The organism is Mycobacterium sp. NGS61, from assembly GCF_059812325.1.
In genome coordinates, this window is sequence record NZ_JCALCL010000002.1 from 480822 (window position 1) to 503779 (window position 22958).

At 66.5% G+C, this 22958-nt stretch carries 22 protein-coding genes; 14 read left to right on the plus strand and 8 right to left on the minus strand.

All coding sequences use genetic code 11. The features are described 5' to 3' along the window. Window positions 1–4: 4 nt before the first annotated feature. The 11 genes from AC5Y3Z_RS06795 (at window position 5) to AC5Y3Z_RS06845 (ending at window position 12487) form a co-directional block, all read left to right on the plus strand. The gene (locus AC5Y3Z_RS06795; protein ID WP_463825307.1) at window positions 5–859 is read left to right on the plus strand and encodes an ABC transporter ATP-binding protein; all 855 of its coding nucleotides are present in this window, start codon (window positions 5–7) and stop codon (window positions 857–859) included. After that, window positions 856–1713, plus strand: coding sequence for an ABC transporter permease (locus AC5Y3Z_RS06800; RefSeq protein ID WP_463825308.1), 858 nt, complete (start codon window positions 856–858; stop codon window positions 1711–1713). The genes AC5Y3Z_RS06795 and AC5Y3Z_RS06800 overlap by 4 nt, the downstream gene beginning before the upstream one ends. Window positions 1714–1795: 82 nt before the next feature. Beyond that, entirely contained in the window at window positions 1796–2071 is a 276-nt protein-coding gene (locus AC5Y3Z_RS06805; protein ID WP_463825309.1) for a hypothetical protein, read from the plus strand. 78 nt (window positions 2072–2149) lie between these two features. Beyond that, window positions 2150–2449, plus strand: a complete 300-nt coding sequence (locus AC5Y3Z_RS06810; protein WP_463825310.1) for a hypothetical protein — start codon at window positions 2150–2152, stop codon at window positions 2447–2449. 242 nt (window positions 2450–2691) lie between these two features. After that, window positions 2692–3189, plus strand: coding sequence for a nitroreductase/quinone reductase family protein (locus AC5Y3Z_RS06815; RefSeq protein ID WP_463825311.1), 498 nt, complete (start codon window positions 2692–2694; stop codon window positions 3187–3189). Between the two features lie 57 nt (window positions 3190–3246). After that, the gene (locus AC5Y3Z_RS06820) at window positions 3247–3936 is read left to right on the plus strand and encodes a type 1 glutamine amidotransferase domain-containing protein (protein WP_463825312.1); all 690 of its coding nucleotides are present in this window, start codon (window positions 3247–3249) and stop codon (window positions 3934–3936) included. A gap of 95 nt (window positions 3937–4031) precedes the next feature. Next, complete coding sequence (locus AC5Y3Z_RS06825) at window positions 4032–5369, plus strand: cytochrome P450 (RefSeq protein ID WP_463825313.1); 1338 nt, start codon at window positions 4032–4034, stop codon at window positions 5367–5369. 91 nt (window positions 5370–5460) lie between these two features. Then, window positions 5461–7038 (plus strand): sulfotransferase, encoded by a 1578-nt coding sequence (locus AC5Y3Z_RS06830; RefSeq protein ID WP_463825314.1) that lies wholly within the window; start codon window positions 5461–5463, stop codon window positions 7036–7038. Next, window positions 7035–9980 (plus strand): aminotransferase class III-fold pyridoxal phosphate-dependent enzyme, encoded by a 2946-nt coding sequence (locus AC5Y3Z_RS06835; RefSeq protein ID WP_463825316.1) that lies wholly within the window; start codon window positions 7035–7037, stop codon window positions 9978–9980. Before AC5Y3Z_RS06830 ends, AC5Y3Z_RS06835 begins: the two co-directional genes overlap by 4 nt. A gap of 133 nt (window positions 9981–10113) precedes the next feature. Then, the gene (locus AC5Y3Z_RS06840) at window positions 10114–11265 is read left to right on the plus strand and encodes an LLM class flavin-dependent oxidoreductase (protein WP_463825317.1); all 1152 of its coding nucleotides are present in this window, start codon (window positions 10114–10116) and stop codon (window positions 11263–11265) included. 70 nt (window positions 11266–11335) lie between these two features. Beyond that, the gene (locus tag AC5Y3Z_RS06845) at window positions 11336–12487 is read left to right on the plus strand and encodes an iron-containing alcohol dehydrogenase (protein WP_463825318.1); all 1152 of its coding nucleotides are present in this window, start codon (window positions 11336–11338) and stop codon (window positions 12485–12487) included. Window positions 12488–12548: 61 nt separating this feature from the next. On the opposite strand, the gene AC5Y3Z_RS06850 is transcribed toward AC5Y3Z_RS06845, so the two are convergent. Continuing rightward, window positions 12549–12692: a hypothetical protein gene (locus AC5Y3Z_RS06850; protein ID WP_463825319.1), complete on the minus strand. Its 144-nt coding sequence runs from the start codon at window positions 12690–12692 to the stop codon at window positions 12549–12551. A gap of 75 nt (window positions 12693–12767) precedes the next feature. On the opposite strand from AC5Y3Z_RS06850, the gene AC5Y3Z_RS06855 reads away from it, so the two are divergent. After that, on the plus strand, window positions 12768–13316 hold the full coding sequence (locus AC5Y3Z_RS06855; RefSeq protein WP_463825320.1) for a dihydrofolate reductase family protein: 549 nt from the start codon (window positions 12768–12770) through the stop codon (window positions 13314–13316). A gap of 3 nt (window positions 13317–13319) precedes the next feature. On the opposite strand, the gene AC5Y3Z_RS06860 is transcribed toward AC5Y3Z_RS06855, so the two are convergent. The 7 genes from AC5Y3Z_RS06860 to AC5Y3Z_RS06890 form a co-directional block, all read right to left on the minus strand. Beyond that, a complete protein-coding gene (locus AC5Y3Z_RS06860) occupies window positions 13320–13868 on the minus strand; it encodes a thioredoxin family protein (protein ID WP_463825321.1) in 549 nt (182 codons plus the stop codon). Window positions 13869–13963: 95 nt separating this feature from the next. Next, window positions 13964–14221 carry a DUF3253 domain-containing protein gene (locus tag AC5Y3Z_RS06865; protein WP_463825322.1) on the minus strand — a complete coding sequence of 86 codons (258 nt, stop codon included), beginning with the start codon at window positions 14219–14221 and terminating at the stop codon, window positions 13964–13966. Then, on the minus strand, window positions 14218–15108 hold the full coding sequence (locus AC5Y3Z_RS06870; RefSeq protein WP_463825323.1) for an SGNH/GDSL hydrolase family protein: 891 nt from the start codon (window positions 15106–15108) through the stop codon (window positions 14218–14220). The genes AC5Y3Z_RS06865 and AC5Y3Z_RS06870 overlap by 4 nt, the downstream gene beginning before the upstream one ends. A 40-nt stretch (window positions 15109–15148) precedes the next feature. After that, the gene (locus tag AC5Y3Z_RS06875) at window positions 15149–15748 is read right to left on the minus strand and encodes a cyclic nucleotide-binding domain-containing protein (protein ID WP_463825324.1); all 600 of its coding nucleotides are present in this window, start codon (window positions 15746–15748) and stop codon (window positions 15149–15151) included. A gap of 83 nt (window positions 15749–15831) precedes the next feature. Beyond that, window positions 15832–16527, minus strand: a complete 696-nt coding sequence (locus AC5Y3Z_RS06880; protein ID WP_463825325.1) for a VldE C-terminal domain-containing protein — start codon at window positions 16525–16527, stop codon at window positions 15832–15834. A 44-nt stretch (window positions 16528–16571) separates the two neighbouring features. Beyond that, window positions 16572–18128, minus strand: coding sequence for a succinic semialdehyde dehydrogenase (locus AC5Y3Z_RS06885; protein WP_463825326.1), 1557 nt, complete (start codon window positions 18126–18128; stop codon window positions 16572–16574). Window positions 18129–18233: 105 nt separating this feature from the next. Next, a complete protein-coding gene (locus AC5Y3Z_RS06890; protein ID WP_463825327.1) occupies window positions 18234–19250 on the minus strand; it encodes a TIGR03617 family F420-dependent LLM class oxidoreductase in 1017 nt (338 codons plus the stop codon). Between the two features lie 82 nt (window positions 19251–19332). On the opposite strand from AC5Y3Z_RS06890, the gene AC5Y3Z_RS06895 reads away from it, so the two are divergent. Next, complete coding sequence (locus tag AC5Y3Z_RS06895; RefSeq protein WP_463825328.1) at window positions 19333–21138, plus strand: N-acetylglutaminylglutamine amidotransferase; 1806 nt, start codon at window positions 19333–19335, stop codon at window positions 21136–21138. Further along, window positions 21135–22934, plus strand: coding sequence for an N-acetylglutaminylglutamine synthetase (gene ngg, locus AC5Y3Z_RS06900; protein WP_463825329.1), 1800 nt, complete (start codon window positions 21135–21137; stop codon window positions 22932–22934). The genes AC5Y3Z_RS06895 and ngg overlap by 4 nt, the downstream gene beginning before the upstream one ends. Window positions 22935–22958 lie beyond the last annotated feature (24 nt).

Here is a 22958-nt window from a genome sequence, read left to right on the forward strand (position 1 = left end):
CACTGTGCGTCAATCAGATAAGTCGTCCGCAGTGCAGGTGCGGGGTCTGTCGAAGGCCTATGGAACGTTGCAGGCCGTGCAGGATCTGGACCTCGACGTCGGGTACGGGGAGATCTTTGCGATCCTCGGCCCCAACGGCGCCGGCAAGTCGACGACCATCGAAATACTGGAGGGCCATCGGCGCCGGGACCGCGGATCGGTGCGGGTCCTGGGCGAAGATCCCGACGCCTCAGGCCGGAGCTGGCGCGCCAAGATCGGCATAGTGCTGCAGGAAGCCAGCGACTTCGGGATGCTCAAAGTGTCTGAAACGGTGGACATGTTCGCCAAATGCTATGCGCGGAGCCGGGTTCCCGGCGAGGTCCTCGAGCTCGTCGGACTCGCGTCGGCGTCCCAATCGAAGGTGCGAAATCTGTCCGGGGGACAGCGCCGCCGGCTCGATGTGGCACTCGGGATCGTCGGGATGCCCGAACTCCTTTTCCTGGATGAGCCGACGACCGGGTTCGATCCAGAAGCCAGGAGGCGCTTCTGGGAACTGATCCGGCTGCTGGCGCGCGACGGCACCACCATCCTGCTCACCACCCATTACCTCGACGAAGCCGCCACCCTGGCAGACCGCGTCGCCGTCATCGCCGGCGGCCGGGTGGTCGCAGTCGATTCACCGGCCAAGCTGACCGAACACGTCGATACGGCTGCGACTGTCCAGTGGGTGGAGGGCGGTCAAGTGCATGTGGAGAAGACGGATCACCCCACTGAGTTGATCAGACAGCGGTCGACGGACGGCGCCGAGCTGGCCCAGCTGACCGTCTCCCGGCCCACCCTGGAGGACGCCTACCTGCAATTGATCGGTTCGGGTCGATGAGTGTCGACGACGTCCGGAAAACCTCACCGGTGCCATACCGCGCGACCGGGCACGCCTCGACGCTGCCGTCGCCGCTTCGGATCGGGTTGTCGCGGGCCGTCCCCGAGTTGAAGATGTTTTACCGCCGGCCCGAGCAAGTGGTGTTGACCTTTTCGATGCCGGCAGTGATCTGCATCCTGTTGGGTTCGATCTTCTCGGCGAAACTGCCCAACAGCGATACCAGCACCGGCGCAGTGATCGCGGCGAGCATGCTCGCCTACGGAATCCTGTCGACTTCGTTCATCAATCTCGGCATCAGCATTGCTGCCGACCGCGACACCGGTGCCCTGCGGCGACTTCGCGGCACACCGACGACGGCGGCTTCATACTTCGTCGGCAAGATTCTGCTGGTGACGGTCGCCAGTCTGGCGGAGGCGGTCGTCCTGCTGGCGGTGGGGGTGCTCGGCTTCGGACTTCGGCTCCCGGCAGATGTGTTCGGCTGGTTCACCCTGTCCTGGGTGTTCGTCCTGGGGATCGTAAGTTGTTCCCTGCTCGGCATATTCGTCAGCAACTTCGCCAGCAACGCGGTCTCGGCGGCGGTATTGACCAACGGTCCGGCGGTCGGCCTGCAATTCGTGTCCGGCACCTACGTGCCGCTCATGGCACTGCCGACGTGGATGCTGGCGGTGGGCTCCATCTTCCCGGTCAAGTGGATGGCGCAAGGCTTCCGGTCGGTGTTGCTGCCTGCGGACATGGTGATCTTCGAACCGGCCGGCAACTGGGAGTACTGGCGCATATTTCTGGTGCTTGCGGCGTGGAGCGTCGGAGGGCTGATCGCCTGCCTCGCCGTCTTCCGCTGGTCGGACAAGCACTGACGTTCCCGCGGCAAGGGTGTTGGATCGTGGTGTGGACGCGGAACCTGGCAGGGCACAGACACTTTCAGATCGATTGGCCTCGATGCCGCACTACCATGTCGTCACCTTGTGTGACGAGAGTTGCCTGGATTACAGCGACGGGCTGACCGAGCCCGGTGCACTTGCCTATGCGGCCGACGTGATTTCACCGACCGCTGGTGAGCGTGAGCAGGGGTTGGAAGGCGTGTGGATCGTGGCCGTCGACCCGCAATCATGTCGGCTGGCGCACGGCAACAACGCCGACAAAGAGACCGAGCAAGCGCTGGAATTTCTGATGCGGGTCATCCAAGGTGAGCCCTACTGGTCGGTGTTCGGTTGACGTGAACGCGCAATGGCACGGGCGTGACGGTTCGGTGTTCGTCACCAAGGGCATGTCCGGTGCGGGTATGAATCAACGGTGAGCACCCATCATGTGAATCTGACCCCGCAGGAAAATTCGTTGATCGGCCAGAGTCATCCCGATGCGCTGGCGCGCATGGACGAGAAGTCGCTCAAGGAACTGCAGAGCCGGCTCCGGCAGGCCCGCGAGAAGAATTTCAGTCTGCTACGGCGCCAAGGTGCGGCGCGGGTAGAGGCCGAAGGTGCCCGGGGCGCCGCTCAACCGGCCAACGAGAAACGCGGCGAGAAAGTCGAGATCTTCGACGAGGCACTGGCCCGGGTGACCCGGCGCCTGGAAATGTTCAGCGAGACGGATTAGTTACGGCGAGTTCACTCTTGGGCGATGCCTAGCGCAGATAGATCAAAGCGTTGTTACCGCCCTGCACACTGATCCGGCTTGCGTGCACGTCATCGGGTAAGTCACCCCGGCGACCGGGCTGTACACGTCGAACGGATTCGAGCCGTGCCCGTGGGCGTGGTGCGTCTCGGCGCTGTAATAGCCTGGCTGGAACCGAGTCCGATCCGCGAGGTCGTCTCGACCGCCGACGAAAGGAAGAATTCATGGGCGACGTCGACGCGGCCGCGATTGGCTCCGAACGCCGTGACTGGATCCAAGAACACCTTGCGATGTACCTCGACTCGGGCGGAGCCCGAGGCCACATTTTCGACGTCAGCGCCGTCGGTGGCCGCGAAATCACGACCCACTGCCTGATCAGGTACACCGGCCGCAAGTCCGGCAAGACGTACGTCAAGCCGCTCATCTACGGCAACGTCGCAGGGGAGATCGTGATCGTGGCCTCTAAGGGCGGGGCCGATTCGCACCCCGAGTGGTATCTCAACATCATTGCCAGCGAAACCATCGGGGTGCAGATTGCGACGCAGGCCTTCGAGGCCACGTGGCGCGAACCGGAGGGTGGCGAACGTCACGACGTGTGGGAGTACATGTGCCACCTGTACCCGCCGTACGTCTCCTATCAGCGCTCCACGAGCCGCCACATCCCGCTGCTCATGCTGAAGCTGGGACAGCCGATCGACGTCTTCACGTCGAAAGTCGGTTAACCCTGCGAACCGCCAACAGTTGGTATTAACGCGTGCGGTAACGGGAATGCCGACGACATGACCAAGCGCATCCTGAATGTCGTCAGCAATGTTTCGCACTACGCGGACCCGTCGGAGCCGACCGGCCTTTGGCTCTCGGAGCTCACCCATGCCTATGACATCTTCGACGAAGCCGGGTACGAGCAGACGATCGTCAGTCCCAGCGGCGGTCCGTCGCCGCTGGAGCCGCGCGCGCTCAAATTTCCGTTCTACGACAAGAGCGCCAAGGCGTGGCGGGCCGACGAGTCGAAGATGGCGCTGCTGGAAAGCACTGCCGCACCCAACGAAATCGACTCGGCCGACTATGACGCGATCTACTTCACCGGCGGTCACGCGGTGATGTTCGACTTCCCCGATAGCGAAGGGCTGCAACGCATTACCCGAGAAATCTATGAGCGCGGCGGCATCGTGTCCTCGGTGTGTCACGGCTACTGCGGCCTGCTCAACACCAAGCTGTCCGACGGATCATTGTTGGTTGCCGGCCGCAAACTCACCGGGTTCGCCTGGTTGGAGGAGGTGGTGGCCCGGGTGAACAAGCTGGTGCCCTATAACGCCGAACAGGAGATGAAGCAACGCGGCGCCCGCTACGAGAAGGGTTTGATCCCGTTCACCTCCTACGCCGTAGTGGACGGGCGGCTGGTGACAGGCCAGAACCCGGGATCAGCCAAGGAGACAGCGAAGAAGGTCGTGGCAGCGCTGCAGGGGTGAGCAAGGCCGCTGAGGGCATTCGTTTACGCAAGACCGCTCACGTGTAGCCGAGCCGGAGTTATGTTTGCCTCACGAGCCGTTCCGAGGCAGGCACCATGGCGACAGCAACAGACGAGGCGGTGCGTCTACCGCCGGCTCTGCGCGCGCCGAAACCGGTCCAGGGGCTGGCGTTCCTGTTCGCCCGGCGCAGAATGGTCGCCGCGCTCGGCCGGCGCTACGGAAACGTGTTCACCCTCGACCTGCCCGGCTTTGGTCGCACGGTGGTGGTCGGCGACCCGGATCAGATCAAGGACCTGTTCGGCACCAGCCGGGAGCTGCTGGGCCGCTCCCGGCTGAATCTCGGCAAGGTCTTCGGCCCCGGTTCGATGTTCAACCTGTCGGGCGACGAACACCTGCTGCGGCGCCGGCTGCTCTCCCCGCCCTTTCATTCCGTGCACGTCGCGAAGTACCGGCAGATCGTCACCGAAGAATTGCTGCACGAAGCCGCGACCTGGCCAGACGGGCAAGAATTCGCGGCCTGGCCGGCGATGACGCGCATCGTGCTGCGCGGGTTGCTGCGCGTCGTAGTCGGTGCCGAAGGGGCCGACCTCGACGACCTGGCAGCGTTGATGCCGCCCGCGGTCGCGCTCGGGGCCCGCATCGGGTTGTTGCCGCCGATCCTGCGCAAGGACTTCGGGAGCTGGAGCCCGGGTGCGCGCCTGCTGCGCAGTCGCGGCAAGTTCAACACCGCCATCGACGCGTTGATGGGCCAGGCGCGCACCGATCCACGTCTTGCCGAACGACATGACGTACTGGCGATCCTGCTGCGGGCCCGCTACGACACCGGGGAGCCGATGTCGGATGACCATATCGCCGACGAAGTGCTCAGCGTGCTCACAGCCGGGTATGAGACGACGGCGGCGACGCTGGCCTGGGCGGTGGAACGGTTGCGTCGGCATCCGCAACTCCTCGACCGGCTGACCGCCGAAGTCGATGCCGGCGGATCGGAACTCCTGCAGGCCACGATCTGGGAGGTGCAGCGCGCACGTCCGGTGTCCGACGTAGCCCAGCGACGGACCACAGCACGAATCCGCCTGGGGGAGTGGGTGATTCCGGAGGACACCACGTTGATGATCAATGTCCCGCTGGCCCACGGGTCCCCGGACAGCTTCCCGGACGCGGACTCGTTCAGCCCGGAGCGCTTCCTCTGTGGGCAGCCCAAGCCGGTGGGCTGGATTCCCTATGGTGGCGGATTCCAGCGCTGCATCGGCGCGGCCTACGCGAACATGACGATGGACACCACGCTGCGCACCTTGCTGCGGGAATTCCGGCTGGTTCCCACCGATGCGGACGGGGAGCGGCCGCGCGACCACGGCGTGATCTTCGCGCCGGAACACGGTGCCCGCGCCGTCGTCTACCGGCGAAGGCGGGCAGGTTTCGGCTCGACTCCGTGAGCGGCTCAACGGCAGGGGGAGACGGTGCATTCGCGCCTGCGGGCCGCCTGATCAGCGATACAGTGGCCTACGCAAGCGTAGAGGGGGGCTTTTGCAGGTACTGACCAGCAGAGAGGGTGCGGTTGTCGACGCGATCGCCGAGGCCTTCTTCCCGGCACGCGGACCGATCGGGGTGGGCGGTAGCGCCGCGGGCGTGGTGCCCTATGTCGACACGATGCTGGCCCGGCTCCCGTTCGCCAAGCGCGTCCAACTGCGGGGTCTGCTGGTGGCGTTCGAGGTGGGCACCGCCATCACCAGTCGCGGCGGCCTGTTCTCCGCCGCGCCGCTTGACGAACGCATCGCCCGACTGCAGGCATGGGAGGACGCCGACCGATACGTCCAACGCGCGTTGTTCTCCGCCCTGCGTTGGCTTTTCACGCTCGCTTATCTGGCCGAACCCACAGTGCAGCAACGAATCGGGCTGCCGCACAACGAAATCCAACCGGCCGTCCCGCTGCGACGGCCCGGCAGGGCACCGCGGCTAGCTCGCGGTGCGCGGGTCGTCCGCCTCGAGCGCCGCTTCAACACCGATCAGCTCATCACCGGCATCGAGATCCCGAAGTGGTTCGGCGTACTGGCCGGCGCCCGATTCCGGGTGAGCCTCCGTTATCTGCATCGGATCGCCTGGATCACCGGCTGGAGCGGTGTGGCCACCGCAGTAGGCACGGTGGAACGCCGCCGCTACGACCGGCGGATCGCCTCGACGCCCCTCGACCCGCCACCGATCTTCATCCTCGGGCACTGGCGCAGTGGCACCACCCACCTGCACAACCTGCTGGGCCGCGACCCGGACCACACCTATCCCACCGTCTACCAGGTGGTGTTCCCCACCGCGTTCATCACCACCGGCAGCGTCATCCCGCCGCTGACCGCGCGCCTGCTGCCCGACACCCGCGGCTATGACAACGTCGCCCAGGGCTGGGGTGAGGCGGCCGAGGACGAGATCGCGCTGGCCAAGCTGACCGGCTTGTCGCCGTACCTGGCGTTCATGCTGCCCGACCTGCTGCCCCGCTACGAACGCTACTTCGATTTCCTGCAGGCCCGCGAAGACGAGCGCGACGAGTGGAAGGCGGCGCTACGCTGGTTCGTCAACAAGATCCGGCTGCACTCCGGTGGGCGGCGCCCCGTGATCAAGAGCTGCGCCCACATGGCCCGGGTCCGGATGCTGCTCGATGTGTTCCCGGACGCGAAATTCGTTCATATACACCGCAACCCGTTCACTGTCGCCGCCTCCACGATCCACATGCGCAACCAGACCGACTGGGAGAACTTCCTGCAGGTGCCCGAAGTGGCTTTCGTCAAGAACCTGCCGACGCAGGTGGCGGTCGTCGGGCAGAAGCTCTTCGAGCGCTTCTTCGAGGACCGGGCCCTCATTCCGCCGCAGAACTACATCGAGGTGGCCTATCCAGATTTGTGCGCGCGCCCGCGCGAGGTGCTCGACGGCATCTACCGCCACCTCGAGATCCCGCAGGGTGACCGCTACGACGCCACCATCGGCGGCTACCTGGACGGTCTGCGCGGATACCGGACCAACACGCTGAACATCGACGACGAACTCGCCAACCTGGTGCGCGAGCACTGGAAGTTCGTGTTCGACGAATACGGCTACTCGCTGGACCATCGATCATGACGTTCCACGACTTCGTCGAGGAGCATCTGCACTCCAGCACGCACCTGGCCAAGCGCCACGTGCATCCCAAGCTGCTGTACATGTTCGAACTCGCCGGCATGGACGCGGTGTTCACCCGGGCGCAGGGTGCCTACCTGTGGACCGAGAACGGCACCCGCTACCTGGACCTGCTCAGCGGCGGGGGAGTGCACTTCATCGGACGCAACCATCCCCAGGTCCGTGCGGCACTGCGTGACGTCCTCGACATGGACCTGCCCAACCTGTCGGTCGCCAACGCGTCGGTGCTGGGCGGCCTGCTGGCCGAGCGGCTCATCTCGTTGGCCGGCCCGCAGTTCGCCAAGGTGGTGTTCGCCAACTCCGGGACCGAGGCCACCGAGATCTGCGTGCGCTTCACCCGTCAGGCCACCGGTCGTCGTCGTTATCTGTATCTGGAGGGGGCATTTCACGGCCGCACCTACGCCGCGATCTCGATGTGTGGTTTCGACGAGATGAAGATCACCGCCGATCCGTTGATGCCGACCTGTACTCCGTTGCCGCGCAACGATATTGAGACGCTCCGGCGCGAACTTTCCTACGGCGACGTCGCCGCCTTCGTGGTCGAAGCCGTGCAGGGCATGACCTGCGAAGTCGTCTCGGCCGAGTATCTGCGTGCGGCCCAGCAACTCTGCGCGCAACACGGGACCGCGCTGGTGATGGACGAGGTGCAGACCGGCCTCGGACGATTGGGCAACTGGTTCGGTTGCCACGGTGCCGGCGTCAAACCTGACATGCTCACTGTCAGCAAGGCGCTCTCCGGTGGCCAGGCGCCGGTGAGTGCGGTGCTGCTGACCCAGGACATCTACGACCGCGTCTACGCCGCCTTCAAGTCCGGGCCCATCTATCTGTCGACCTTCGCCGAGAACAACCTCGCCATGGCCGCCGGGCTGGCCACTCTCGATGTGCTCGAAGACCTGGACGCGCCCCGGCGGGCGCGTGCCCTCTCGGAGAAGTTCCGCAGCGGGCTGCAGGAACTGGCCGACCGCTACGACGTGATCGACCGGATCACGGGGCAGGGCCTGATCATCGGCGTGGTGTTCAAGAATTCGGCCCAGCTCGGGCTGCGGGTGCAGCAGACTCTGATGGGAATCGGCGATCCGGGTGCGTTCGCGGCCGCGGTTCACATCGACCTGCACAAGCGCGGAATCCTGGTGCAGATACCGGGATTCAACCTCAACATGATCAAGCTGCTGCCGCCGGTGACTCTGGACGACGCCGACGTGGCCTGGTTCCTGACCGCGTTCGAAGAAGTGCTCGCCGGTTACCGCCGACCCGCATCCGGCCCGGTCGTCGGCATGGTCGGCGGTGTCACCCGCCATGTGCTCAACGAAACCCGGGCCCGCCTCGACGCGCGCCGGACGGCGCTGGATGTGCCAAAACACAACGCGGCCAACCGCATACAGGAACATTCCGACTACCACCGTGCACTGGCCCTGGACTGTGACGTGTGTGTGGTCGGCTCCGGCCCCGCGGGCACCGTGCTCGCGCACCGACTGGCCGGCGAAGGCCTCGATGTCGTCGTCCTGGAGGCCGGCGCGGCCATGCGCCAGCGCGATCGGGGAGCGGAGGCCGGCGAGACGTTCGCCCGCTGGTTCTGGGAAGGTGGCATGCGCACCACGCGGGGCAATGTGGTGATACCCACGTTGCAAGCGCGATGTCTGGGCGGCGGATCGGTGATCAACTCCGGCATCTGTATGCGGGCCCCGGACTTCGTGTTCGAGAAGTGGGCGAGCGAGCACGGCGTCGAAGGGGCTGCACCGGAGCAGATGGCCCGTCATTACGAGGCGGTCGAACGGTTCCTGGGGGTGCGACCGGTCCAGTCGCACGTGCAGGGCCGGCGCAACGACCTGTTCCGCAGCGGGGCAGAAGCGCTGGGCTACCAAGTGGAATCGCTACGGCGAAACGAGCACGACTGCCGTGGCTCCGGTCAGTGCATCACCGGATGCCCTTCGGGGGCAAAGCAATCGATGGATCGTCGCGGGGTGCCGGAGCTGTTGGCCGCCGGCGGCCGCGTCTACACCTCCGTGCACGTCGATTCGCTGTTGCGGCAAGGCAATCGGGTGTACGGATTGACGGGCACGGTGGTCGATCCCAGCTCCGGACGGCGGACCCATCGGGTACGGGTCAAGGCCAAATGCACGGTGCTGGCCGCGGGTGCGTTCGCTTCGCCGCAGATCCTGCAGCGCAGCGGCCACCACGAGGAGGCCGTCGGGCGAAACGTTCGCATGCACCCCGGCATGATTGTGCTGGGCGAGTTCGACGACGAGATCGCGCCGTGGACCGGTGCGACCCAGGGCTACCACGTAACCGGCTTTCTTGAGGAAGGCATCAAACTGGAGTCGATCTGGGCCACCCCGTCAGTACTCGGCATGCTGCACCCGGGAACCGGTGACGAGTACGTACGCTCGCTGGCCGGCTACCGGAACGTGGCGACCTGGACGGTGTGGGTGAGTGGGCAGGACTCGGTCGGACGGGTGCGGGCCCGGCCTGGTGGCATGACCAGCCTGCGCTACGACGTCGGGGCCGCCGACGTGCGTCGCATCCAGGAGGGCGCGGCCCGGCTGGCCGAGATGTTCGCCGCCGCGGGCGCCCGCAGCGTGGTACCGGGAATCCGTGGCTTGGCGCCCCGTTACGATGCGCCCCAGGCGGCACCCGCGATCCGGGCTGCGGCATTGTCTCCCAACGACTTTCGCGTGGTGGCCAACCACGTCTTCGGCACGACGGCGATGGGGGCAGATCCGAGTCGGCACGTGACGGACTCGTGGGGAGCCGTGCACGGCCTCGACGACGTGTACGTGTGCGACACCGGGCTGTTCCCGTCGAGCCCGATGGCCAATCCCATGCTCACCGCGATGGCACTGGCACACCGTCAGGCCGAGACGCTGGCCCATCGGTATCGGCGCTGACTGACGAGCATCCCGATCAGAACTCGGCGCGAGTTGGGCTCGACCACTGTAGGTAGTCCGCTACGCTACCCGGCGCATTGCTGGCGGCTTTAGATCGAAAAGCCAATGGTTACCTTCGCACCCGAGGAATGACATGTCAGGATTCCGGGTCGGCCTCGTCGACGTGCTCGCCTACTCGAGCATCGGCCCGCTGGCCATCACTCGCGCGAACTACCTCACCGCCGTCGCAGCAGGTGTCGATTCGTTCTGGGTGGCTGATCACCTGAACGCTCTGACACCCCGGTCGATCATGACGGCAAAATATCTCGGCTCGACGACCGCGAAGTTGATGCCCCGACCCGACGCCGTCAGCGAGCCCTGGACGGCACTGGGATACCTGGCCGCCAAGAATCGACTCGCACGGCTGCGACTCGGAACCAGCGTCACCGACGCCGGCCGGCGCAACCCTGCGGTGACTGCACAAGCCGCCGCCACGCTGCATCTGCTGACCAAGGGCAGGGCGATCCTGGGCATCGGCACCGGCGAACGCGTAACCAACGAACCCTATGGCGTGGAATGGTCCAAGCCGGTCGGGCGGTTGATCGAGGCCCTTGCCACGATCCGGGCGTTGTGGAACTCCAACGGTGAACTCGTCAGCCGCGATTCGGAATTCTTTCCCCTGCACAACGCGATCTTCGACCTACCGCCCTATCGCGGTAAATGGCCTGAGATCTGGGTGGCGTCCCACGGCCCGCGCATGCTCAAAGCCACCGGTCGCTACGCCGACGCCTGGTTTCCTGCTGCGCTCGTCCATCCCGACGACTATGCCGCTGCCCTCGATGTCGTCCGGGCGGCGGCCTGCGACGCAGGTCGTGACCCGATGTCAATCGTGCCGGCCAGCCTCGTCATGGTGGTGACGGGCCGCAGCCGCGATGAGGTCGACGAAGCGCTCGGCTCCCAGGTCCTCCGCGCCTTTGCCCTCAACATCCCGGCCTCCGAATGGTCCCGGCACGGGTCGCGGCATCCATTCGGAGACGACTTCACCGGCATGCAGGATCTCATTCCGCAGACTCTCGACGAGCAGGCCGTACTGGCAGCGACCAAGAATGTCCCACAGGCACTGCTGACCGGCAGCATTCTCAACGGCACCCCCGATGAGGTGCTCGAACAGGCCGCTGAGCTACGCGACGCTGGACTGCGCTATGCCGTGGTGGTCAACATGAGCGCTGCGCAACCGAGTTTGAAGCGCGGCATGGCCGCCAGCGTCCCCTTCGTGCGGATCCTGCGACAGCTGCGAAAGCTCTAGCGACCGCCCGAACTGCCGTTGCCGGTTCCGCCGGAACGATCGACCTGAGCCGCGAGTAATTTGAGTCGATGTGATCTCCTTTCCCCGTCAGCTACACGTCGGGGCCGGCGCTATCGACGATGTTGCCGACGTGTTGGGCGCTCTCGACCTGCATCGCCCGCTGTTGGTGACCGACTCCTTCCTGACGGGCACCGGGGCCGCGCAACGAGTGCTCGACTCGCTGCGGCGGGCCGGAATGTCGGCCGCGCTCTTCGATCGCACCGTCCCGGATCCCACGACCGCCTCGCTGCAGGATGGTCTTGCCGCGTTGCGTGAACACCATGCCGATTGCGTCATAGGTTTCGGTGGCGGCAGTCCGATGGATTCCGCGAAGGCGCTCGCGGTGCTGGCGTACCAGGACGGTCCGATGCGCAGATTCAAGGCACCGAACAACTACGCGGGACCGGCCCTGCCCGTCATAGCTATTCCGACCACAGCCGGAAGTGGTTCGGAAGCAACGCAATTCACGGTGATCAGTGACAGCGACACGCACGAGAAGATGCTGTGTCCGGGTGTGTCGTTTCTCCCGGTGGCCGCGATCGTCGACTTCGAACTGACGCTGTCGATGCCCCCGCGGCTGACCGCTGACACCGGCATCGATGCGCTCACTCACGCGGTGGAGGCGTACGTCAGCCGCAAGGCCAATCCGATCAGCGATGGCCTGGCCCTGTCCGCGATCCGGCTCATCGCCGGCAACCTCGAGCGGGTCTACCGCGACGGTGCCGATACCCGGGCCCGCGAAGCCATGATGCTTGCGTCCACCCAGGCCGGAATGGCCTTCTCCAACTCCAGCGTCGCGCTGGTGCACGGGATGAGCCGTCCGATCGGCGCGCACTTCCAGGTGGCCCACGGGTTGTCGAATGCGATGCTGTTCCCGGCTGTCACCGAGTTCTCGGTCGGCGGCGCCGAGGCGCGGTACGCCGAGTGCGCGCGGGTCTACGGTGCGGCAGCTGCCGACGCCGGCGACGGGGAAGCGGCCCGGGCCCTGGTCACGGCGCTGGCCGAGTTGTGCGCCGAGCTGGAAGTCCCGACACCACGGTCCTACGGCATCGACCGCGAGGCCTGGATGTCGTTGACGCCATTGATGGTTGACGAAGCCCTGGCCTCGGGTTCACCGGCCAACAACCCGATTGTCCCGACCGCCGAGCAGATCGAGGAAATCTACGCGCGCGTGTACGGCTGATGCGTCAACCGGACGCTGTCGGTCCAGGGGCCGAAGCGGGTGGAAAAGCGGTTTGTTTGCATCACTCACCCTCGTCGTCGGAAGGTTCGGTCAGCTCGGGAGCATTTTCCCGCGTCGCCATCCCGCCCTCACGACCATGATCGGCCGGGCCGGGCGGCTCGTCCCTGGGCGGGTCGTGCCCGCTGTCGTCCGAGTCCCTGCCCATGCCCACTCCTACCTCCGAGCCACCTGTGCCAGCGCTGCCCGATGAGTTTCGCTGTGTTCCCGAGTCCATCTTCGTATGCGCTCATTGATCATCACGCAGAACGTGACCATAGACGGCTCGGTGGAGATGCTGGGGGATTGGTTCGATCCGCAGCTGCTGGACGACGAACTGACCGCCGAGATGCGCCGTCAGGACGAGACCGCCGATGCCCTGTTGCTGGGTCGGCAGACCTTCGAGGACTTCCGCAGCTATTGGCCACACCAGGCCGACGACGCCACCGGCGTGGCCGAGTACATCAACAGCGTCACCAAGTACGTGGTGTCCTCGACGATCACCGAACCGGGCTGGGACAACTCGGTGATTGTGGCTGGCGATCCGGTGCAGGAAGTGCAGACCCTCAAAGCGGCACCCGGCGGCGATATCGTCGCCACCGGCAGCATAACCCTGTGCCACGCGTTGATCGCCGCGGATCTCGTCGACGAGTACCGCATGTTCGTCTACCCGTTCGTGCAGGGCTCCGGACGTCGATTGTTTCCCGACGGCACAACGCTTTCCGGCCTTCGCCCGGCCGCGGCGCCGATGACGTTTCCCAAGGGCGTCACGCTGGTCAGCTGGAAGGCGTGACGCTCAGCGCCACTTGATGCCGCAGCCGATCGAGGGACGCTGGTGGGCCTCGACGGCCCGCCCGGCCAGCACCGCGTCGACCGCAGCGCGCACATCGGCCGCCGTCACCGGCAGCCCGTTCTTCGGCCGGGAGTCGTCGAGCTGACCCCGATAGACCAGGCGGCGCTCACCGTCGAAGACGAAGGTGTCCGGCGTGCACGCGGCCGAGAAGGCGCGGGCAACGTCCTGGGTCTCGTCATAGAGGTACCGAAACGTCCAACCGTGACGGCGGGCCTCCTCGACCATCTGCTCGGGACCATCCTGGGGATAGCTGACGACGTCGTTGCTGGAGATCGCGGCCATCGCGACACCTTGCTCAGCCAGGTCGCGACCCAACTCCGCCAGCCCCGCCGCGACATGCTGCACGTACGGGCAGTGATTGCAGATGAACGTGACGACCAACGCCGGGCCGGTCAAATCGTCCAGACTGACCGTCGCGCCCGTCGCCGGCTCGGGCAGCGAGAAACCAGGGGCGGGAGTGCCGAGGGCAAGCATTGCCGATTCGATGGCCATGACGGCCAGGCTATAGCGAAGACGGTGTTGACTCTGCGCGCAGGGCGTTGTCCACGAGCACTTCTGCGCCCCACGCACAGAGTGAACGGCTCGGGCTATTGGCGCACGATCCGGATGCGGATCGGACCGCGCCACGTTCCGCCGGGATCGAGCACCGCACCGCGCTGGGTGATCTGCACGACGCCCGATTTCGCCAACTCCCGAGCCAGTTCGCGGGCATCGTCCATCAAGTCGCGCCAGTTCTCGCCGCCGACGGCCCGGGCGGCATCGGACGGGCAGATGCTGCTGTCCGGACCGCGCGCCGCCGCCAAGTCGAGGATCGCCGATCTCAGTCGTGGCCCGTCGCTCGTCATCGGCCGATCCGGTCGGCAAGGGCGTCGCCGACCGCCACGGCGCCCATCGCGTTGGGGTGCAGGGGAGCCGCCAGGTGCGTGAGCACGAACCCTTCGAAATACCGATCGTCGGGCGCGGCGCACATGTCGTGGCCGACCGACACCGGCCGCGTGTCGAAGAACTCGATCCCCTTCCTGGTGGCCAACGACTGCTGCTGGTCGTCGATTTCGTCGACTTTGGCCTGAAAATAGTTGGCGTCCGTCGGATTGATCGGCTGCTGGGCAAAGCAACCGCCCGGCCGGATGTAGGTTCCATACCCGACGAGAACGATCCGCGCCCGCGGGGCTCGGGCCCGCACCGCGTCGATCATGGCTTCCCACAACGGAACCTGGCGCCGGATCGCCGCACTGAATCGATCCGACCCGCCGCCGGCCAGGGCGTCGAAACAGGGCGGCTCGGTCAGCGAACTCCGGCGGCACTGCGCTGCGCTGCTCGCCAGGCCGACGTCGTTGCCGCCGATGGTGATGGTAATCAGCTCGGTGTCGCCGGCCACGGCGTCGATCTGCGCCGGTACGGCGCCCCCGCTGGTGTGCTGCGCCCGGACGGTGATGTCGGCGGTGGTGGCCCCGCTGCAGGTGACGTCGGTGAAATGGGTCGCGCCCAGGTGCCGGGCCAACACCGCCGGATAGTTGTTGGTCGATTTGAAGCAGCCGGGCGGACCGGCGGGATCGGGGACCAGCGGCGCCGCGGCCGCCGAGTCGCCGAGCGCGAGGTATTTGACGTTGTTGACCTGCAAGCTCGCGCTGGCCGGCTCAGAGCCGCGGTGCGGCGCCGTCGCACACACCGCCGCCACCGTCAAGGCCAGCACGGCCGCACCGCCACCCGTCCAGCGCTTGTTACCCCTCATCTCCCCAATCAGGGTAGCGAGGCCGGAAAATCGCTGCTGATTACGACTTGCTGTTGCGTTCCACCCACTGGCTGAGCGCATCCTCGAGCGCTGAGGAGGCACTGACGCCGGCGGCCTTCGCGGCCTGTTCGAAGCGCTCGACCAGATCGGTCGGGACCGTGGCGCTCACCTTGGAGCGTTCCGACTTCGGCTTCGCCGGCTGGTCGACCTGTACGTGTTTGGCGGCTGTCGCGTCCATCGTTTCGCGGAGCGCCGGGATTTCGCGCAGCAGGCGGTCGAGGTCATCCCGCTCGATGCGCAGCACTTCGGCGGGGCCGATCGTCGTCACCGTCGCAGAACGCAGCTTTCCCCGGCGCAGCGCAGATTCGCCGATGACCTCGCCCGGACCCACCACGGCGACCCGGTCCTGGCCGACATACACGCCCACCTCGCCGCTGAGCAGGATGAAGCACGCGTCCGACGGGGTCTGCTCCCGGATCAGGGGCCACGGCACGGACTGCGACGTGTGGTGGGCGGTCCCCACCAGGCGCTCCAACTCGTCGTCCGAGAATTTCTCGAACGCGGGGAACTCGCGCAGCCGACGGGCGTCCTGCTTGATCCGACGGGCTTCTTCCTCGTGCTCTTTCGCATCCACCTTCATGGGGGACTCCTGATCCGCGATATGAACCCTGACATCGAGGAGCCTACGTCGAAGATGCCGTGGTTCGGCAGGGGTCAGTGGGCTCAGTCCGGCGGGGTCGGGGTCATCGACCCGATGAAGTAGGTCTCGTGCCCGGTCGGGTACCCGCCGCCGTTGGTGGCGATGTGCACGTGGTCGTAGTGGTTGGCGGTTTCGTTGCCGAGGTCGGCTGTCCAGCTGCCGGTGCGGATGCCCATGTAGATCTTCTGCCGCCAGATCACGTGGTCGATGCCCCACCGCTTGGCGTTGGCCAGCGCCAAGCCGGCGATCTGGTTGCCCAGCGCGATGCCATCGGGACTGCCGTGGTCGGGGATCATCACGTCGATCGCCAGCCCACTGGGATGCCACCGCAGCGCGTCCTGTCGGTACCCGCCGATGGTGGTGATCTCGGGGAACAGCACGCCGATGGCGCGCGCTGCCCAGATGGTCTTGATCTGCAGGCCGCCCTCGGGGGCGACACTGGGCGGCAGTGCGACCTGGAAGTCCTGGGCGACGGCGGGCGCGTTGCCGGCCAGCAGGGCCGCTTCTTCGGCACTGGCGGTCTGTGGCGCACCCTGGGCGGGCGCGGTGGGTTTGCTGGTCGGGGCGGCGGCCGAGGTCTGCTGCGCGTCGGCGCAACACGGCGACTTCGGTGTGGTCTGCTGGGCGTAGATCATGCCGGCGGCGACGATGAGCGAGGCCACAATGGCCAGCCCTCGACCCCAGCCGTTGCCTGACCTGCGCGTCCCCACCCAGTGCACTTTAGTGTCGGATGGGACGCATGGGACAGATCTTGGTGATCTTGTTATGTCCGGCCGGGCAATTTCATCACCAGGCGCACCACCGGCAACAGCGCTTTCTGCCACAGCGGCGACGGCAGCCCGAACGGCGGATCGAGGTTGAACACCCGCGCGGTCGCAACGGTCTGCGATTCGGTGTACTTCAGCAGGCCTTCGGCGGCGTGCCGGCGGCCGACGCCGGATATACCCATCCCGCCCATCGGCGCGCTCAGACTGCCCCACGCGAACGCGTAACCCTCATTGACGTTCACCGTCCCCGAGCGCAACCGGGTGGCGATCTGTTCGCCTTCGGCCGACGACGCGGCCCACACGCTGGCGTTCAGCCCGTACTCGGTGTCGTTGGCTTTCTCCACGGCTTCGTCCACGTCGGCAACCGGATAGATGGAGACCAATGGCCCGAACGTCTCGTTGGCCGCGCACTCCATCTCAGGTGTCACGTCTGTCAGCACGGTGGGCTCGTAGAACAGCGGCCCGATGTCGGGGCGGGCCTTACCGCCCGCAATCACGGTGGCGCCCTTACTCGTCGCGTCCTCGACGTGGTCGGAGACGGTCTTGAGTTGACCCTCGGAGATCAGGCTGCCCATTTCGACGGAGAAGTCGTAGTCGGTGCCCAGCTTCATCTTGCGCACGGCGTCACCGAACTTGCGGGTGAACTCGTCGGCGATGTCCTTCTCGACGTAGATCCGCTCGATGGAGATGCACAGCTGGCCAGCATTGGAGAAACACGCCCGGATAGCGGCCTTGGCGGCCTTGTCCAGGTTGGCGCCGCGGGTCACGATCATCGCGTTCTTGCCACCCAGTTCGGCCGAGAACCCGATCAGGCGACGGCCGGCCTGCTCGGCGAGATGACTGCCCGTCTGCGAGGAGCCGGTGAACATCAGGTAGTCGCAGTTCTCGGTGATCGCGGTGCCCACCACCGAACCCGGGCCGGGCACGATCGCGTACAACGCCCGGGGCAGCCCCGCCTTGTACAGCAACTCGGCGCACGCCAGGGCGCAGTACGGGGTTTGGCTGTCCGGCTTGAGGACCACCGCGTTACCCGCCAGCAACGCCGGCACCGAGTCCGACGCGGTCAGCGTCATCGGGTAGTTCCACGGCGAGATCACCCCGACCACGCCCTTGGGCTGATAGCTGACCGTCGTCTTGCCGATCGCCGGCAGCAGCGGTTGCACCTTCCGCGGCTTGAGCAGGTCCGCGGCGACCCGCACGTAGTAGTTGGCGTTGGCCATCAGGTCGACGATCTCCTCCTGCGCCGCCCACCGCGCCTTGCCCGCCTCAGCCTGCAGCAGGTCCATCAGGAACTCGCGGTTCTCGATCACCAGGTCGCGGTAGCGGCGGATGATCTCGATGCGCTCGTCGACCGGACGTTTCGCCCACTGCGACTGAGCCGCGCGGGCTTGCTCGAACGCCGACTCGACGTCGTCAGCCGTGCCGATCGGGATGGTGGTCAGCGCCTTGCCGGTGAAGACCTCGTCGATCGTCTTGGTCGGACGGTCGTCGACGTCTTTGATTGCGGCGAGCTGACGCAGCCGGTCGAAGACCTCAGCTGATGGTGCAGGCATGGCGTGACCTCTCAGGAACACAGGCAGTTGTCTGTAAACCCTATAGCCGCTTTGCCGACCGTTATGCGTCGCAATCCGCGCATTTGCGGACGTCACAACACAGGCTCAGCGAGCGGACAGCTGCCGCGCGATCTCGCCGTAGCGTTCGAACCGTTCGGTGTCGCTGAGGGCGTTGTACAGCACGATCCGCGTGGCGATGCCGTCGTACTTCGCAACCAGGGCCTCGGCCAACCCGTCCCAGGTCGACTCGGTGGCGAAGACCGCGATGTGTTCGTCGGTGATCTCCGACGCCATCCCCTGGAAGTCACCGGCCTTCTGCCTGGCCCGCAACCGCGCGGTGGTGCCTTCGAATCCGGCCTCGTCCAGGATGAACGCGTAGTTCGGTGTGCTGGCGTAGAAGCTGATGCTGGTGCGGACGAGTTCGCGCTCCCGGCGACGCTCCTCCTCAGTGTCGCCGACGATCGTCATCACCGGGACGATCACCGCCACGTCCGACGAGGAGCGGCCCGCCCGCGCGGCCCCTGCGGCGACGTTCGGCACCAGATGGCGCGCGAGATACCCGGGTTCGCCGAGCGGGTGCACATGAACGCCGTCGGCCACCTCGCCGGCCATCCGCAGCATCCAGGGGTTCACCGCGGCCACATCGACCTTGGGGTCGGGGGCGTCGATAGGACCCGCACTCCACTGCGGGGTGATGAAGTCGAGGTCGTAGAACTCGCCGTGGTAGTCCAGCGTGCCGGTCCGGAACGCGGCGAAACACGCCTGCACCGCTCGCACGTAGTCCCGCAACCGGGGGCCGGGCCGTTCGAACTCGGCGCCGTAGCGGCGGACCACGTGCGTGCGCACCTGGGTGCCCAAACCGAGCCGGAACCTCCCGCCGGTCGCCTCTTGCAGTTCCCACGCCGTCGCCGCAGTGACGAACGGGCTGCGTGGGAAGGCGACTGCGACACCCGTCGACAAGTCCAGGCCGGGGGCGGCCTGGGCCGCGACCGCGGCGTTGAGATAGGCGGTGCGTCCGGTTTCGGTGAACAGCAGCCCGCTGAATCCCGCCGCCGCGGTGCGCCGGGCCACCTCACCGATGTCATTCAGCGGCCGCGGAATCGTCATCGCATCCACCTGCACGGTCGAACCGTACATCGGTCGCCGGACACGCAGGATCGTGCCCGCTCTGCGCGCGTTGAATTGGCCCGTTAAGGTCGAAAAGGTGTGTGGAGCCACCGGAGAGGTGCGACTCGACGGCCGGGTGCCCGATGTAGCCGCGGTTGCGCGAATGGCCGACGTGATGGCACCGCGCGGGCCGGACGGGGCGGGCGTCTGGTCCCAGGGCCGAGTCGCGCTGGGCCATCGTCGCCTCAAGATCATCGACCTGACCGAAGCCGGCGCCCAGCCGATGGTGGACGCCGAGCTGGGCCTGACCATCGCCTGGAACGGCTGCATCTACAACTACAAAGAACTGCGCCACGAGCTCGAGGGCCACGGTTACCGGTTCTTCTCGCACAGCGACACCGAGGTTCTGATCAAGGCCTACCACCGCTGGGGCGACGACTTCGTCACGCACCTGCACGGGATGTTCGCCTTCGCGATCGTCGAACGTGACAGCGGCCGAGTGCTGCTGGGCCGCGACCGGCTCGGCATCAAACCGCTGTACCTGACCGAGGACAGTCACCGCATCCGGTTTGCTTCGGCGCTGCCCGCGCTGCTGGCCGGGGGCGGTGTGGACACCCGCATCGACCAGGTCGCACTGCATCACTACATGACGTTTCACTCGGTGGTGCCCGCGCCGCTCACGATCCTGCGGGGGGTGCGCAAGATCCCGCCGGGTTCGCTGCTGGCGATCGAACCGGACGGCAGGCGCACGGCTACCACCTACTGGACCCCTGACTTCACCCGGCAGGACGAGCACTCTGACTGGTCGGAGACCGACTGGGAGGACGCCGTGCTGTCGGCGCTGCGCACCGCGGTCAAACGACGACTCGTCGCCGACGTCGCGGTCGGCTGCCTGCTCTCCGGCGGGGTCGACTCCAGCCTGATCGTGGGGCTGCTCGCCGAGGCGGGCCAGCATGGGCTCGCGACGTTCTCCATCGGGTTCGAGTCGGTGGGCGGTGTCGAGGGCGACGAGTTCCGGTACTCCGACATCATCGCCGAGCGTTTCGGCACCGATCATCACCAGATCCGCATCGGAACCGACCGGATGCTGCCCGCACTCGACGACGCGATCGGTGCGATGAGCGAACCGATGGTCAGCCACGACTGTGTCGCGTTCTACCTGCTCAGTCAGGAAGTGTCGCGACACGTCAAAGTCGTCCAGTCCGGGCAGGGCGCCGACGAGGTGTTCGCCGGCTATCACTGGTATCCGCCGATGGGTACGCAGTCCGCCGCCAGCCTGGCCGGGTCGGTCGCGGCCTACCGGACCGCCTTCTTCGACCGCGACGTGGCCGGTCTCCAGGCTCTGGTGGCCCCGGATAATGTCGCGGCCGACGATCCCAGCGAACGGTTCGTCACCGAGCATTTCGCGCGCGCCAACGCCGAAACCGGAATCGACCGTGCGCTACGGCTCGACACGACCGTCATGCTGGTCGACGACCCGGTCAAGCGGGTGGACAACATGACGATGGCCTGGGGGTTGGAAGGGCGGGTGCCCTTCCTGGACCACGAACTGGTCGAGCTCGCCGCGACCTGCCCCCCGGAACTCAAGATTGCCCACGAAGGCAAAGGCGTGCTCAAACAAGCCGCCCGCCGGGTGATCCCCGCCGAGGTCATCGACCGACCCAAGGGATATTTCCCGGTGCCCGCCCTGACCCATCTGGAGGGCCCGTACCTGGACATGGTCCGCGACGCGCTTTACGCGCCGGTCGCCAAGGAGCGCGGGTTGTTCCGTTCCGAAGCGGTCGAGGCGCTGCTGGCCGACCCCAACCGCAGGCTCACCCCGCTGCGCGGCAACGAGCTCTGGCAGATCGCCCTGCTGGAGATGTGGCTACAGAAGCACGGTGTGACGGGGACCGCGGCATGACGGTCATCGACCCGTCGGAAAACCACCCCGAGGCGATCACGCTCGCGCTGCACAATGCGTCACCACCCGAGTTCGCCGAAGTGATGGCTCATAATGTGGAGCTCGAATTAGGTTGGGGCCGACTGATTTTCGGTCAGACCTTCAGCGACGCCGACACCCTGGCCGAAACTCTGCGACGGGAAGCGCCCGGCCGGCGCGACATCTGCATCTATGCGCGCGAGTCCCACGTGGTGGTCGCCAAAGCACCGGCCGAACTGTTCATCGACCCCAGCCACACCTACCGCCTGCGTTTTGCGGGACGGGCAGCACCCGAAGAACCACCGACGCCGCCCACCTACGTCACGGTGCGCACCCTGCAGGACGTGGGGGACGCCGACGCGATGAATCGCGTCTACGTGCGGTGCGGAATGGTCTCGGCGCCGGTCGAAACGATCTGGCAGAACCACCTGGAAGTGGAAGCGGTGACCTATCTGCTCGCCGTGCGCAACGAGGACGGTGCCGTGGTAGGCACCGTCACCGGCGTCGACCACGAAGTGCTGTTCGCTGACCCCGAACGCGGATCGAGCCTGTGGTGCCTGGCGGTGGATCCCGCCGCCGGGCTGCCGGGGCTGGGCGGGGCACTCACCCGGGCGCTGGCCGAGCACTTCCGCACCAAGGGTCGCGCCTACATGGATCTGTCTGTCGCACACGACAATTCCGCCGCCACCGCGCTGTACGAGAAACTGGGTTTCCGCCGGGTCCCGGTGCTGGCGATCAAGCGCAAGAACGCGATCAACGAACCGCTGTTCACGCCGCCCCCGGAAACGATCGACGATCTCAATCCGTATGCCCGGATCATCGCCGACGAGGCCATGCGCCGCGGTATCTGGGTCGAGGTGCTCGACGCCGAGACCGGCGAGATCCGGCTCACCCACGGCGGCCGCAGCATCGTCACCAGGGAATCACTGTCCGAATTCACCTCGGCGGTCGCGATGTGCCGGTGCGACGACAAGCGGCTGACCCGCCGCCTGGTGGCCGATGTCGGCATCACGGTGCCACGCGCACGCCTGGCGACCTTCGACGACGCCGACTACGCGTTCCTGACCGAGGTGGGCGAAGTCGTCGTCAAACCCACCCGCGGCGAGCAGGGCAAAGGCATCACCGTCGGCATCACCGCCGAACACGGACCGGGCGAGCTCGCCGCCGCGCTGGCGCGCGCCCGCGAGCAGTGCCCAGAGGTGTTGATCGAGCGGCGGGTGGAGGGCAATGACCTTCGGCTGGTCGTGATCGACGGCCGGGTCGTGGCGGCGGCGCTGCGTATGCCGCCCGAAGTGATCGGCACCGGCGATCACACCATCCGGGACCTGATCGGGGCCGAGAGTCGGCGTCGCTCGGCGTCCACCGGCGGGGAGTCGCGCATCCCGCTCGACGACGTGACCGAGGCCACCGTCGCCGAATACGGCTGGTCGCTCGACGATGTGCTGCCTGAAGGCACCCGACTGCGGGTCCGGCACACGGCGAACCTGCACCAGGGCGGGACGATCCACGATGTGACGGCACAGGTGAACCCGGAATTGTGCCGCGTCGCGATAGCCGCGGCCGAGGCGATCGGCATCCCGGTGACCGGCATCGACCTGCTGGTGCCGGACGTCGCCGGCGAGGACTATTACTTCATCGAGGCCAACGAGCGTCCGGGGCTGGCCAACCACGAACCGCAGCCAACGGCCGCGGCATTCGTCGATTTCCTGTTCCCGGGTCGACCGGGCCAGCCGCCGGCCTGGACTCCGGAGGAATCACCGGCGGTCTCCAACGAGTGAGCCCGGGCGGGTGGCCCCGGCGGT